Raw genomic sequence first — 13,093 nt, 5'->3', positions numbered from 1 at the left:
CCCTCTGATCAGCATCAGGTCAGGCGAGCTCGCTGGCCTCCAGCAGGTCGGTCACCAGCGCCGCGATGGCCGAGCGCTCGGAGCGCACGAGGGTCACGTGGCCGAAGAGCGAGTGGTCCTTGAGCGTCTCGATCACCGAGGCGATGCCGTCGTGACGACCCACGCGCAGGTTGTCGCGCTGACCGACATCGTGCGTGAGGACGACCCTCGAGTTCTGGCCGATCCGGCTCAGGACCGTGAGGAGCACGTTGCGCTCGAGCGACTGCGCCTCGTCGACGATCACGAACGCGTCGTGCAGCGAGCGTCCCCGGATGTGCGTGAGCGGTAGGACCTCGAGCAGCCCTCGCTCGATCACCTCTTCGATGACATTGCCTGAGACGACCGAGCCGAGCGTGTCGAATACGGCCTGTCCCCAGGGGTTCATCTTCTCCTGCGCGTCGCCGGGAAGGTATCCGAGCTCCTGACCGCCGACGGCGAAGAGCGGGCGAAAGACGATGATCCGCTTCTGCTGCTGACGCTCCAAGACGGCCTCGAGGCCCGCGCACAGCGCCAGGGCGGACTTTCCGGTGCCGGCGCGCCCTCCGAGCGAGACGATCCCGACATCCGGGTCCATGAGGAGGTCGATCGCGATGCGCTGCTCGGCGGAGCGGCCGTGGAGGCCGAAGACGTCCCGGTCGCCGCGGACAAGGCGGTACGACTCCTCACCGGTGACGCGTCCGAGGGCCGACCCGCGCTCCGAGTGGATGATGAGGCCCGTGTTGATCGGCAGGCCGATCACGCCTTCGCTGAGCGCGACCTCGCTCTCGTAGAGGTCGCTCAGCTCGTCGCCCGACACGTCGAGCGTGGCGATGCCGGTCCACCCGGAGTCGATAGCCTGCTCGGCGAGGTACTCCTCGGCAGTGATGCCGAGAGACGCCGCCTTGACGCGCATCGGCAGGTCCTTGGAGACGACCACCACTTCCTGCTCATCATGCGCCAGGTGCAGCGCGACGGCGAGGATGCGGCTGTCGTTGTCGCCGAGGCGCATGCCGGAGGGCAGCACCGTGGGGTCGGTGTTGTTCAGTTCGACGCGCAGAGTGCCGCCCTCGCCGACGGGGACGGGGAAGTCCAGGCGTCCGTGCTCGATGCGCAGCTCATCGAGGTGACGCAGTGCCTGACGGGCGAAGTACCCGATCTCGGGGTCATGCCGCTTCCCCTCGAGCTCGGTGATCACGACGACCGGGATCACGACGTTGTGCTCGGCGAAGCGGAAGAAGGCCCGCGGATCGCTCAGCAGCACCGAGGTGTCCAGCACGTATGTGCAGAGCACCTCCCCCACTGCATCGGCCTCGAGAGCCGTCTCGCGGTGCTGCCTGTGTGGTGCTCGTGTGGTCACAACCCACTCCCGCCCCGGGCTGTTCGCCCGGCAGTCAGCGAGTCGACCAGGGTCACGAGTCGCAATCCGAAAGGCCGACTCGAACAGGCTCCTTGCCCGTTGGCTCGACGCTACGTCCGTCGTGTTACGCAGCCGCGGCAGACACGCTGGATTGCTGTTACAGGTTGGTGAACAACGGAACGCGGAGATGACGGATGCTGTCCCGATCCGCACACGGTCAGTGAACCTGAGCTGTCACCACACCCGGGTCGATGAGAATGCCGCGAGCGCATCGCCGAACAGACGCAGGGAATCCGCTCCCGTGCCCACGTGCGGCGCCACCCGCACCAGGTCGGACCGCACCGTGACCGTGAGGCCGTGATTGGCCAGTGATGCGGCGAGGGGTGCGGCATCCGGCGGCGCCGGAGCCAGCGCGACGATCCCTGCACGCCTTTCAGGGTCGCGCGGAGTCACCACCGGGATGTCATAGCGGTCGGCGAAGAACATGACGTCACCGGACCGTGCCACCAATTCGCTCTCGATCGACTCGATTCCCGCCTCGAGGACATCGCGCACCCCCGTTGCGAGGCGCGCGAACGCGAGATGATCCGGGCCCGACACGCTGAACGCCTGCGCCGACGGCGCCGGTGGGGGCACGGCATCCACCGGCAGATCCCCTTCCACCCCCGCGAAGCCCGACAGCACGGGGGCGATCCGCTCGAGCGCGCGCTCGCTGAACCACGAGAACCCCGTACCGCGGCCGGCGCGCAGCCACTTGTAGCCGTTGCCGCAGACGACGTCGGCGGCGGACCAGTCGGCATCCACCGCGCCGATCCCCTGGACTCCGTCGACGATGAGGAGCCGATCGCCGATGACGTCGCGAAGGGCGCCGAGGTCTGCCCGGTACCCGGTACGGAAGTCGACGAAGCTCAGCGCGACCGCCTCGGTGTCGTCCGTGAGCGCTTCACGGACCGCCTCGGGGGTCACGAAGCCTCCGGGCGCCTCGAGCCATTGGACCCGAAGGCGGTCGGATGCGGTCTCAGCGCGGGAGGCCGCGACGGTGATGCTGGGGAACTCGGCGCGCGAGACCATCAGGCCACCGGAGAGGCCGTAGATCGCCTGCATGAGCCCGTACGTCGTCGACGGCTGCAGCACCACCTGCTCGGCATCGGTCCGGAGCAGCTGAGCCAGCAGATCGCGAGCCTCACGTGCGTGATCGGCGACGAGGTCGAGGCTCGACGGCCTGCCGGAGCCGAGCAGCTCGGCGTCGGCGTGGACCTCTGCCCGCACATTCGGCGACAGGGGGCCGAAGGCCGCCCAGTCGAGATACCCGGGTTCGCCGTCGAATGAGGTGAGGAAGGACTCCCAATCGGTCACATCGCCATTCTGGCATGCAGGCGATCACGCCGTGGCGCGGCGGATTCCAGGCGTGATCAGCCGCCGAAGCGCCGTTCCCGGGTGGTGAAGTCCCGGATCGCGCGGAGGAAGTCGACCTCGCGCAGGTCGGGACCGAGCGCCTCGACGAAGTAGAACTCGCTGTGCGCGCTCTGCCACAGCAGGAAGTCGCTCAGGCGCTGCTCGCCTGAGGTGCGGATCACGAGGTCGGGGTCGGGAAGGCCGCCCGTGTAGAGGTGCTCGCCGATCTGCTCCGGCGTCAGGCTGGCCGCGAGCTCCTCGAGCGAGCCACCCTCCTCGTCGTGCTTCATGATGATGCTCCGCACGGCATCCACGATCTCGCCACGGCCTCCGTAGCCGACCGCGAGGTTGACGTGGAGCCCGGACTTCTCGCGGGTGCGCGCTTCGGCATCCGCCAGCACGCGCGCGAGCTCCGGCGGCAGGATGTCGGCACGGCCCACGTGCTGCACGCGCCAGTCCTTCTCGTGCGAGAGCTCGTCGGCGAGCTCGGCGATGATCTCGATGAGATCGGCCAGCTCTCGCGAATCGCGCTTGCGGAGGTTGTCGTTGGAGAGCAGGTAGAGCGAGACGACACGGACTCCGATGTCGTCGCACCAGCGGAGGAACTCGCGCATCTTGGCTGCGCCGGCACGGTGCCCGTGTGCCGCGGTGTCGTATCCCAGCTGCCGGGCCCATCGGCGGTTGCCGTCGATCATCATGGCGATGTGGTGTGGGGCGGCGTCACGATCGATGCGACGACGGAGCCGGTTGATGTAGAGCCGATAGAGGGGCCCTCTGCCCTCGTTCGACGCCGTCACACGCCTACCGTACAACGCCGTCTCCCCGTGCACCGATGTCCCCGGTCGAAGCGGGGCTCGCGGCCGGTCGCGTGCGTGCCGCTCCGGGTATGCGCCGAGTCGTAGGCTTCTCGAGTGAACCGCAAACCCGAGGATTCCGCCATGGACGACGTGGACGACGTCGAGGACGACGGCGCCGAGATGCCGCAGCTCCCGCTCCTCGAAGCGGGAGAGGCCAGTGCCGCCGTCGAGCTCAAGCCATCGTGGCGCGGCTGGATCCACGCCGGGACGTTCCCTGTCGCTCTCGTGGCCGGCATCGTCCTCATCGCCGTCGCTCAGGGACCTGCGGCGAAATGGTCCTGCGCGGTGTTCGTGGCGACGTCGCTGCTGCTCTTCGGCAACTCAGCGCTCTATCACCTCTTCAACTGGAAGCCGAAGACCAAGGCCGTCTTCAAGCGGATCGACCACGCGAACATCCTGCTCCTGATCGCCGGCACCTACACGCCGATCTCGGTGCTCGGCCTTCCGCCGCAGCAGGCGGTGACGATCCTCTCGATCGTCTGGGGCGGCGCCATCCTCGGCATCCTGTTCCGCGTCTTCTGGATCGACGCCCCGCGCTGGCTCTACGTCGCCCTCTACCTCGCACTCGGCTGGGCGGCGGTCATGTACATGCCCGCACTGATCGAGGCCAATTGGGTCATGGTGATCCTCGTGGCGATCGGCGGCATCCTGTACACGATCGGCGCCGTGATCTACGCGATGAAGCGGCCCAACCCGTGGCCCGGCCACTTCGGGTTCCACGAGATCTTCCACGTCTGCACGGTGCTCGCCTTCCTCTGCCACTGGACGGCGTGCCTGCTGATCGCGATCGACCCGATCTACCCCTGATCGCGCGGGGTCTCCCCCGGAGCGGTGGGAGCGTCGTCAGGCCCCTCGCCTCGGGCCGCGGCCTCTTCTGCGTCGAGCATCTCGTCGATCTCGGACCGGATGCGCGCACGGCGGATGCGGCGCATCATGTCCCACACCAGGAGGATCACGGCGACCGCGAGGAAGGCGATCGCGACGAATCCCCACGGACCCGGGGTCACCAGATTCGGGTCGACCGCCGGGGTCGGAGTGGGAGTCGCGGTGGATGCCGCGCGGGAGAGTGCCGCGAGCGCAGCGTGCATCGGGATTCCTCGTTCCGGGAACGTCTAGCCTGGAGGTCCAGCCTAATTCGCCCGACGGGACCCGCATGACGACGCAGCAGATGCTCGACGAGCGCTACGGCCGCGTGCGTCGGCGCGGCACCCGATGGGCAGTCGTCATCGCCTCCCTCATCGGCGCGCTGGCGATCGGCGCATTCGCATGGATGATCGTGGCGAACTCGCTCAACACGGTGGAGGCGGACGCGACCGGCTTCCACGTGGTCGATGCGCGCACCGTGGTCGTCGAATTCCAGCTGAGCGCCCCTCCCGGATCGGCAGTCGCCTGCGCGCTCGAGGCGCAGGATGTCCAGCACGGCGTCGTCGGCTGGAAGGTCGTCGAGATCGCCGCCGGCGAGACGCACGCGCGGGCATTCCGAGAGACTGTGCCGACGGTCGGCGAAGCCACGACCGGTTTTGTCAACTCCTGCTGGGTGACGTAGTCTGGCACGCACTGAATCGCAGACGCCCTGGCGGGAGCCGGGGCGTCTCGGCTTATCGCCACTCTCTGCATCACCACTCGCAGTATCAGCACTCGCCATACCAGCACTTTTTCAGCACTTTGAAGAGGAGAACGACGTGTCCAGCGACGCCCCCGTCACGTTCCTGACGCAGGATGCCTACGACCGTCTCACCGCGGAGCTCGAGCACCTCTCGACCACGGGCCGGGAGGAGATCGCGAAGCGCATCGAGGCCGCCCGCGAAGAGGGCGACCTCAAGGAGAACGGCGGCTATCACGCCGCCAAGGATGAGCAGGGCAAGCAGGAGGCCCGCATCCGCACGCTCAAGGGTCTGCTGAAGGATGCCAAGGTCGGAGTGGCGCCGGAGAGCACGGGCGTCGTCGAGCCCGGTGTCGTCGTCACGGCGCTCGTCGCCGGCGGCGAAGAGGTCTTCCTTCTCGGCAGCCGCGAGATCGCGGCCAACTCCGAGCTCGACGTCTACAGCGAAGCGTCGCCCCTCGGCAGCTCCATCATCGGCCTGCGCGAAGGCGAGAAGACGTCCTACACCGCACCCAACGGACGCTCGATCACGGTCGAGATCGTGAAGGTCGAGACGTACGCGGGGCAGTGAGCTCTCGCGCCGTGCTCCTCTAGTCCGCCACCACCGTCGGCAGGAAGCCCGCCTCCTCCAGCGTCGCGATGACGTGGGCGCGGTGCTCCTCGCCGCGCGTCTCGACGCTGAGCTGCAGGATCACCTCGCTGATCTGCAGGCCCTGGCCGTGACGGGTGTGGAGCACCTCGGTGACGTTGGCGCCCGCCTGTGCGAGCAGGTCTGACACCCGGGCGAGCTGGCCGGGGCGGTCTGGCAGCGGAATCCGCAGCGTCATGTACCGACCGGATGCCGCAAGCCCGTGCGCCACGACCCGCTGAAGCAGCAGCGGGTCGATGTTGCCGCCCGAGAGGACCGAGATCACGGGCCCGCTCGCCCGCACCTTGCCCGCCAGGATCGCGGCGACCCCCACGGCGCCCGCAGGCTCGACCACCTGCTTGGCGCGCTCGAGGAGCACGAGCAGAGCGCGCGCCATGTCGTCCTCGGTGACGGTCACGACCTCGTCGACGAGTTCCCGGATGATCTCGAACGGGATAGCCCCGGGCCGCGCGACCGCGATGCCGTCGGCGATCGTCGGACGGGTGAGGACGTCGACGGGATGCCCGACCTCGAGAGAACTCGGATAGGCGGCCGAATTCTCTGCCTGCACGCCGATGATGCGCACCGTGCGGCCATCGAGCGCCGCACGTGCCTTGATCGCGGCTGCGACGCCGGCGATGAGCCCTCCGCCGCCGATGCCGAGGACGACGGTGTCGACCTCGGGCAGATCGCGGTAGAGCTCGAGTCCGAGCGTCCCCTGGCCCACGATCACGTCGCGGTGGTCGAAGGGATGGATGAAGACGGCGCCCGTACGCTCCGCGAACTCCGCTGCCAGTCGCAGCGGCGTTTCGACGGTCGCCCCTTCGAGCACGACATCCGCTCCGTATCCGCGCGTCGCGAGGAGCTTGGGCACCGGAACGCCGAGCGGCATGAAGATGGTCGCCGGGATCCCGAGCGCCTGCGCCGCGAGCGCGACGCCCTGCGCGTGGTTGCCGGCGGAGGCCGCCACCACTCCGCGGGCGCGCTCCTCGGCGGTGAGCCGCGACAGCCGATAGGCCGCGCCGCGGATCTTGAACGATCCCGTCCGCTGCAGGTTCTCGAGCTTCAGGTACACCGGCACGTCGAGCAGCTCCGAGAGGAAGAGCGACTTGTCGAGCGGCGTCGTCGAGATGACGCCGTTCAGAACGGCTGCGGCATCCTCGAATTCGGCGAGTCCCGGCACAGTGGCGGACAGTGTCATGCACGACTCCTTCTGGGGCGCGGGACCGTGTCCCAGATCAGGTCACCGTGCGGGCTCTGTCCCGTCTCCCATGACCGCGAGCTGAGATACACCGCGACGACATTGATGAACGCGGCGATGGGCACCGCGAAGAGGGCTCCGGGGATGCCGGCGATCATGGCGCCACCCGCGACGACGAGGACGACCGCGAGCGGGTGCACCTTGACGGCGGATCCCATCAGCAGCGGCTGGAGGACGTGTCCTTCGAGCTGCTGGACGCCGAGGACCACGATGAGCATCCAGAACGCCGTCCACGGCCCGTTGTACACCAGGGCGAGGAAGACCGCGAGGGTGCCCGAGATCACGGCGCCGACGATGGGGATGAAGGCGCCGAGGAAGACGAGCACCGCGACCGGGATCGCGAGCGGCACGCCGAGCAGAAAGGCGCCGAGCCCGATCCCGGTCGCGTCGATCGTCGCGACGAGCAGCTGCGTCCGCGCGTAGTCGACGACCGTCACCCAGCCGGCGCGGCCGGCGCCGTCCACCGCGAGACGTGAGCGCTTGGGGAACAGGCGCGTCGTCCAGCGCCAGATGCCGGCGCCGTCCGCCAGGAGGCAGAGCAGGATGAAGAACGCGAGCACCGCACCCGTGGCGACGTGGCCGACGGTCGTGCCGATCGCGAGGGCGCCGGACAGCAGAAGCTCGGCCTGCTGCTGGATGAAGGTCCAACCCTGCGACAGGAGGTCGTCGATCTGGGCGGCGGTGAGATCGAGGGGCCCGTCCATGAGGTACTGGCGGAACTGCTGTGCCGCCGCCACAGAGCGCTCCTGGACGTCAGACCACTCGCGGCTCACCTGCCACACGACAAGCCACACGAGGCCGGCGATGATGGCGATCGCGCCGACCGCGCTGGCGACGGTGGCCAGCCACCTCGGCACGCGGTGATTCACCATCCATCGGAAGGCCGGCCACAGGAGCGCGGTGATGAGAGTCGCGACGAGAAGGGGGATGACGAGGAGCTTGAGCTGAATCACGAGCCAGACGCCGACGCCGAGAGCAGCCGCGATCACGAGCAGGCGCCACGCGTACGCGGTGGCAACGCGGAGTCCTCGTGGCAGCCCGTCGGTCACGTCGTTGACGACGATTCTCCGGCGATCCCTGAGCGCGTCGAACACGGAGCCAGGGGGCTTTTCGTCGGAGCCGCTCATCCGGCCAGTCTAGGGCTCGGGCCCTCCGGGCCCGGCCCGCGGGGGTGTCGCACCCCGTCGTTAGGCTGGCCCGGTGAAGCAGACCTTGAGCCGTGCCGAGGCGCGCCGGATCGCACTGGCCGCCCAGGGTTTCGGCAGACCGCGTCCCTCGTCGGCGGGGACGCGTCAGCTCAATTCCGCCATCGCCCGCATGGGGACGCTGCAGATCGACTCGGTCAACGTGTTCGCCCGCTCGCACTACATGCCGCTGTTCTCACGCGTCGGCGCCTACGACACCGCCGCCCTGGATCGGCTGCTCTTCGCCCGTCGCGCGCCCTACGTCGAGTACTGGGCCCACGTCGCCTCATTCATCGCCGCCGAGGACTGGGCACTGTTCCGCTTCCGCATGGACGACATGCGTGCTCGCTACAGCGAGAGGGCAGACAGCTGGTACGCCTCGAACCGCGAGATCGTCGAATGGGTGCGGGCCGAGCTCGCCGCACGCGGTCCACTGCGCCCCGCTGAGATCGAGCACGACGCGAAGCAGGATCGCCGCGGGCCCTGGTGGGATTGGGACGTCGTCAAGAATGCGCTCGAGTACCTCTGGCTCTTCGGCGAGGTGGCCATCGCAGGACGCCGCGGGTTCGAGCGACGCTATGGGCTGGCCGAGCAGGTGATTCCTGCGGAGGTGCTGGCCGCACCTGTCGATCGAGACGACGCCGTGCGCGAGCTGGTGCGCCGGGCTGCCGTCGCATACGGCGTCGCGACGGCCGCCGACCTCGCCGATTACTGGCGCATCCGGGATCGGCCCCGCATCATGGCCGCGATCGCCGACCTCGAAGCCGGTGGCGAGCTGGAGGCCGTCGAGGTGAAGGGCTGGACGAGCGCCGGACGGCCGGCACGGGCCTGGGTGCACCGCGATGCGGCGCTCCCCCGCCGCGTCGACGCCGCCGCGATCCTCACGCCGTTCGATCCGGTCGTCTGGTTCCGCGATCGCGCGGAGCGGCTCTTCGATTTCGAGTACCGCATCGAGATCTACACTCCCGCGCCCAAGCGCCGCTTCGGGTACTACTCCCTGCCTGTCCTCGTCGGCGACGACCTGGTCGGGCGGGTCGACCTCAAGGCCGACCGGGCGGCATCGACCCTCTTCGTGCAGTCGGCGTGGTGGGAGCACGGGAGGCCGGAGGATGCCGCTCCCCGCCTCGCCGACGAACTTCGCCTCGCGGCCCGCTGGCAGGGCCTCGGCGACATCTCGATCTCCCAGTGGGGTGATGCGACCGACGATCTCGCCGCTGTGATGCCCGCGGCCCGTCGACATGCGGCCGGCCCCGGTGAGCCTGTTTCGCTCAGCGCCGATGAACCCGACGAGCCTGATGATCTTGTCGCGGCCGGGTGAGGGCCCGTCAGCTCAGAACTGAACGCGCGGGGGCTCCGAGATCGCGGCGCCGTCGACCACTTCGAAGAACTCGCTCTCGCTGAACCCGAGGTTGCGTGCGAAGAGGTTGTTGGGGAAGACCTTGATCTTGGTGTTGAGTTCGCGGACGCCGCCGTTGTAGAACCGGCGAGATGCCTGCACCTTGTCTTCGGTGTCGACGATCGACTGCTGCAGCTGGAGGAAGTTCTGGCTCGCCTGCAGGGCGGGATACGCCTCAGCAACCGCGAACAGCGATTTCAGCGCCTGCTGCATGTGGCCTTCTGCAACCCCCGCTTCCGCGGGACCTGTCGCCGAGAGCGTCTCGGCACGAGCGCGCGTGACGTTCTCGAACACCGCCTTCTCATGGGCGGCATAGCCCTTGACGGTCTCTATGAGGTTCGGAAGCAGATCGGCTCTGCGCTTGAGCTGCACGGTGATGTCGCTCCACGCCTCGTCTACGCGGACGTTCAGCGCCACGAGCGAGTTGTACGTCGCCCACAGGTAGATGCCCACGACGAGGACCAGTGCCACGACGATGATGACAGGGATCAGCCACTCCCACATAGGCGCAATCCTAACCGTCCCGGCGCTCACTTCCCTGATCGCCCGGTCTACTCCCAGCGCTACGACCCCAGCACCCGCGCGAGATAGTCGTTCTGGAACCGGCGATCGGGGTCGAGCCTGTCGCGCAGCGCGACGAAATCGTCGAAACGCGCGTAGCGCTCGCGCAGGATCGAGGCATCCAGTGTGTGCATCTTGCCCCAGTGCGGACGCCCGCCGAACGAGAGCATGATCTGCTCGACCGCCTCGAAGTACTCGGCGGGGTTCTCGCGCCAATAGCGATGCACGGCGATGTACCCGGATGCCCGGCCGTACGCGGTCGACATCCACAGGTCGTCCGCCGCGGCGAAGCGCACCTCGACCGGGAACGAGATCTTCCAGCCGCGCTCGTCGATGAGCGCCCGCATCGCCTCGAAGGCCGGACGGACGTTCTCAGCCGGAAGCGCGTACTCCATCTCCTTGAACCGCACGTCTCGGTTCTGGGTGAAGACGCCCGTGGAGATGTCGGTGTACTCACGATTTCCGGTGAGCTGGACGGCCAACCGGTTGACGGCGGGGACGATGCCGGGGAGCGCCTTGCCCGTCGCGCACACGGCACGGTACACACCATTGGCAAGCAGCTCCTCATCGATCCACCTGCCGACCCGAGGCAGCGGGTGTCGCGGGGCGTCGCCGGGCAGGCGAGTGTTCGTCTTGGTGAGGGCGAGGTCCGTGTGCGGGAACCAGTAGAACTCGAAGTGGTCGGCGCTCGTCGAGCGTTCATCGAGGTCGTCCAGCACGTCCGTGAGCTTCTCCGCGCGGTCGACGGCGTGCATCACGAAGGCGGGCACGCACTGCAGGGTGACATCCACGAGGACGCCGAGCGCCCCGAGACCCGGTGCGACAGCGGGGAGGAGCGCGGTGTTCTGCGTCTCGTCGATGGTCAGGAGGTCACCGGATGCTGTCACCAGCGTCGCGCCCACGACCTGGGTGGCGATGCCGCCGAATCGGGCCCCCGTGCCGTGCGTGCCGGTGGAGATGGCGCCCGAGATCGACTGGCGGTCGATGTCGCCGAGGTTCTGCATCGCCAGCCCGTACGGGGCGAGCATCTTCGGCACCTCGTGCAGACGTGTACCCGCGAGCAGTCGCACCCTCCTGCGTTCACGGTCGACCTCGACGAGGCCGCTCAGGTCGTCGAGCTCGAGCAGCACGTCGGGGGCCACGGCGATGCCGCTGAAGCTGTGTCCGGCCCCGATCGGCTTCACGCGCATGCCCGAGCGCCCCGCCGCCTCGAGGGAGCGCTGAACCGCCTCGACTGACGCAGGCCTCTCGACGAGGCGAGGACGTACGGCTTCGGAACGTCCCCAGTTCTGCCACGTGCCGCCCATGCGTGTCACAGGAACGTCTTCCCTTCGCCTCGATACGTCGGCGTCTCGCCGACCAGCCGGTCGCCCTCGACCAGCAGGAACCTGTCGACGCGCTCTGAGAGCTCCCCGCTCTTGGAATGCCGGAACCAGACACGGTCCCCCACGCGCAGCGCCCGTGCGGCGTCACCGCGCAGCGGGGTCTGCACCTCCCCCGCGCCTTCGCGCGGCATGGTCGAAAGGCCCTGGGGCCAGACAGGCGCCGGCTGCCGCGAGGCGAGCGGCGGGCCCGAGGCGATCCAGCCTCCACCGAGGACGGTGGCGATATCGCGCGTCGGCCGCCGAACGACCTCAAGCGAGAAGGCCGCCGCGGGGGCCGGATCGAATGCGCGGTAGCCGTCGAACAGGTGACCGGCCAGCAGCCCGCTTCCCGCGGTGAGCTCGGTGACGGAGCGATCGGATCCTGTCAGCTCCAGCGATCCCGTCCCACCGCCATTGACGAACTCGAGCGGCGCGATCCGCGTGACAGCGTCGACGATGGCGCCGCGCCGCTGGAGCAGCTCGTCGCCGGAGCGGCGCTGCATCCAGCGGATGAGAGCATCTCCCGAACCCGTTGCGTCGCCCTGCCCGGCGATCTGCGCCTCGTACATCATCAGCCCGACGAGGCGGAAGCCGGGCCGATCGGCGATGAGGCGCGCGAGATTCGCGACCTCTGCCGGCTCATGGACGGGCGACCGGAAGACCCCGATGTGTCCGAGGCCCGGCGCACGCCAGGACGCGTCGGCGTCGATCGCGACGCGCAGCTCAGCGCGCCGTGTGGGCGGAACGAGGGCGTCCACGAGGTCGAGCTGCGCGATGTCGTCGACCATGAGGGTCACCCGAGTGGCGGCAGCCTCGTCGCCTGCAAGCCGACGGAGTGCGGCGCGGTCGGCGCTGGGGTAGCCGACGACCACATCGTCGTGCGTCTCGGCGAGCCAGAGGGCCTCGGGAAGCGTGAATGCCAGGATGCCGCTGTAGCCGGGAAGCGCCAGCGTCGCATCGATGATCTCGCGGATGCGGACCGACTTGCTCGCGACGCGGATCGGCACGCCACCGGAACGGACGGCCATGTCGAGGGCGTTGTAGCGCAGCGCTGCCAGGTTCACGGCGGCGACGGGTCCGGAGACGTCGGCGACGGCGGTGGTCATGGCCGGCCAGTATGCGGCGGGCCTGGTCCATGGCAGGGCCTGGGACGGTTCGGGTGCCGCCAGCAGGTCGAGGGTCATCGGGGCTTCCTCTCACGCGCATCTTCGGCACGCACGCCGTACAGCCTAGAACCCAGGCCGCCGTGAATCCGCCCGGAATGGGTGGAGGAACGGGCCTTCGTCACGCGTCCTCACCCGGTGAGTACGAGGAACGCAGTCGCACGGATGATGACACTGCGTGTCGCCGGGGCCGACGGCCATCGAATGTGTACCCCCGCCGGGACTCGAACCCGGACTGAAGCGATTTTAAGTCGCCTGCCTCTGCCATTGGGCTACGGGGGCGGCGTCGCCTCGGGGGCGACCGCC

13 protein-coding genes and 1 tRNA gene are annotated in these 13,093 nt (G+C 68.8%); 4 read left to right on the top strand and 10 right to left on the bottom strand.

Going from position 1 to position 13,093, the window contains the following annotated elements; all coding sequences use genetic code 11:
* Window positions 1–19: 19 nt before the first annotated feature.
* From AC1DP3_RS02635 to AC1DP3_RS02625, 3 genes are all read right to left on the bottom strand, one after another.
* The gene (locus AC1DP3_RS02635) at window positions 20–1,318 is read right to left on the bottom strand and encodes a PhoH family protein (protein WP_477291857.1); all 1,299 of its coding nucleotides are present in this window, start codon (window positions 1,316–1,318) and stop codon (window positions 20–22) included.
* A gap of 291 nt (window positions 1,319–1,609) precedes the next feature.
* Entirely contained in the window at window positions 1,610–2,731 is a 1,122-nt protein-coding gene (locus AC1DP3_RS02630) for an aminotransferase class V-fold PLP-dependent enzyme (RefSeq protein ID WP_477291007.1), read from the bottom strand.
* A gap of 56 nt (window positions 2,732–2,787) precedes the next feature.
* Window positions 2,788–3,567 carry an isoprenyl transferase gene (locus AC1DP3_RS02625; protein ID WP_477291005.1) on the bottom strand — a complete coding sequence of 260 codons (780 nt, stop codon included), beginning with the start codon at window positions 3,565–3,567 and terminating at the stop codon, window positions 2,788–2,790.
* 180 nt (window positions 3,568–3,747) lie between these two features.
* Between AC1DP3_RS02625 and trhA the strand changes: the two genes are divergently transcribed.
* Entirely contained in the window at window positions 3,748–4,434 is a 687-nt protein-coding gene (trhA, locus tag AC1DP3_RS02620) for a PAQR family membrane homeostasis protein TrhA (protein ID WP_477291855.1), read from the top strand.
* Here the strand turns inward: trhA and AC1DP3_RS02615 are convergent.
* Window positions 4,425–4,715: a hypothetical protein gene (locus tag AC1DP3_RS02615; protein WP_477291004.1), complete on the bottom strand. Its 291-nt coding sequence runs from the start codon at window positions 4,713–4,715 to the stop codon at window positions 4,425–4,427. The genes trhA and AC1DP3_RS02615 overlap by 10 nt on opposite strands.
* Window positions 4,716–4,780: 65 nt before the next feature.
* Here AC1DP3_RS02615 and AC1DP3_RS02610 point away from each other — a divergent pair, with 65 nt between their 5' ends.
* Both AC1DP3_RS02610 and greA read left to right on the top strand, forming a co-directional pair.
* Window positions 4,781–5,173 (top strand): DUF4307 domain-containing protein, encoded by a 393-nt coding sequence (locus AC1DP3_RS02610; protein ID WP_477291002.1) that lies wholly within the window; start codon window positions 4,781–4,783, stop codon window positions 5,171–5,173.
* A gap of 136 nt (window positions 5,174–5,309) precedes the next feature.
* Window positions 5,310–5,801 carry a transcription elongation factor GreA gene (gene greA, locus AC1DP3_RS02605; RefSeq protein ID WP_477291000.1) on the top strand — a complete coding sequence of 164 codons (492 nt, stop codon included), beginning with the start codon at window positions 5,310–5,312 and terminating at the stop codon, window positions 5,799–5,801.
* 19 nt (window positions 5,802–5,820) lie between these two features.
* Here the strand turns inward: greA and ilvA are convergent, their stop codons facing one another.
* On the bottom strand, window positions 5,821–7,059 hold the full coding sequence (gene ilvA, locus AC1DP3_RS02600; protein ID WP_477290998.1) for a threonine ammonia-lyase: 1,239 nt from the start codon (window positions 7,057–7,059) through the stop codon (window positions 5,821–5,823).
* The gene (locus tag AC1DP3_RS02595; RefSeq protein ID WP_477290996.1) at window positions 7,056–8,246 is read right to left on the bottom strand and encodes an AI-2E family transporter; all 1,191 of its coding nucleotides are present in this window, start codon (window positions 8,244–8,246) and stop codon (window positions 7,056–7,058) included. The genes ilvA and AC1DP3_RS02595 overlap by 4 nt, the downstream gene beginning before the upstream one ends.
* Before the next feature lie 73 nt (window positions 8,247–8,319).
* On the opposite strand from AC1DP3_RS02595, the gene AC1DP3_RS02590 reads away from it, so the two are divergent.
* Entirely contained in the window at window positions 8,320–9,621 is a 1,302-nt protein-coding gene (locus tag AC1DP3_RS02590) for a winged helix-turn-helix domain-containing protein (protein WP_477290994.1), read from the top strand.
* Window positions 9,622–9,633: 12 nt separating this feature from the next.
* Here AC1DP3_RS02590 and AC1DP3_RS02585 read toward each other — a convergent pair whose 3' ends face one another.
* The 4 genes from AC1DP3_RS02585 to AC1DP3_RS02570 all read right to left on the bottom strand — a co-directional run bounded on the left by AC1DP3_RS02585 (window position 9,634) and on the right by AC1DP3_RS02570 (window position 13,069).
* Window positions 9,634–10,203 carry a LemA family protein gene (locus AC1DP3_RS02585; protein ID WP_477290992.1) on the bottom strand — a complete coding sequence of 190 codons (570 nt, stop codon included), beginning with the start codon at window positions 10,201–10,203 and terminating at the stop codon, window positions 9,634–9,636.
* A gap of 59 nt (window positions 10,204–10,262) precedes the next feature.
* A complete protein-coding gene (locus AC1DP3_RS02580) occupies window positions 10,263–11,576 on the bottom strand; it encodes a D-arabinono-1,4-lactone oxidase (RefSeq protein ID WP_477290990.1) in 1,314 nt (437 codons plus the stop codon).
* Window positions 11,573–12,808 (bottom strand): type III PLP-dependent enzyme domain-containing protein, encoded by a 1,236-nt coding sequence (locus tag AC1DP3_RS02575; protein ID WP_477290988.1) that lies wholly within the window; start codon window positions 12,806–12,808, stop codon window positions 11,573–11,575. Before AC1DP3_RS02575 ends, AC1DP3_RS02580 begins: the two co-directional genes overlap by 4 nt.
* Before the next feature lie 188 nt (window positions 12,809–12,996).
* Window positions 12,997–13,069, bottom strand: a tRNA-Leu gene (locus AC1DP3_RS02570).
* Window positions 13,070–13,093: the final 24 nt, after the last annotated feature.

The sequence above is a fragment of the Microbacterium sp. P5_B6 genome (assembly GCF_056400345.1).
The sequence above is the reverse complement of the archived record's forward strand: the minus strand, read 5'-3'. Positions and strand labels throughout refer to the sequence as shown.

Excerpts from the sequence above, each read along its gene's own strand:
- AC1DP3_RS02575 (WP_477290988.1), bottom strand. The coding sequence starts at position 12,808 with ATGACCCTCGACCTGCTGGCGGCACCCGAACCGTCCCAGGCCCTGCCA.
- AC1DP3_RS02615 (WP_477291004.1), bottom strand. The coding sequence starts at position 4,715 with ATGCACGCTGCGCTCGCGGCACTCTCCCGCGCGGCATCCACCGCGACT.
- trhA (WP_477291855.1), top strand. The coding sequence starts at position 3,748 with ATGCCGCAGCTCCCGCTCCTCGAAGCGGGAGAGGCCAGTGCCGCCGTC.
- AC1DP3_RS02610 (WP_477291002.1), top strand. The coding sequence starts at position 4,781 with ATGACGACGCAGCAGATGCTCGACGAGCGCTACGGCCGCGTGCGTCGG.
- ilvA (WP_477290998.1), bottom strand. The coding sequence starts at position 7,059 with ATGACACTGTCCGCCACTGTGCCGGGACTCGCCGAATTCGAGGATGCC.
- AC1DP3_RS02595 (WP_477290996.1), bottom strand. The coding sequence starts at position 8,246 with ATGAGCGGCTCCGACGAAAAGCCCCCTGGCTCCGTGTTCGACGCGCTC.
- AC1DP3_RS02585 (WP_477290992.1), bottom strand. The coding sequence starts at position 10,203 with ATGTGGGAGTGGCTGATCCCTGTCATCATCGTCGTGGCACTGGTCCTC.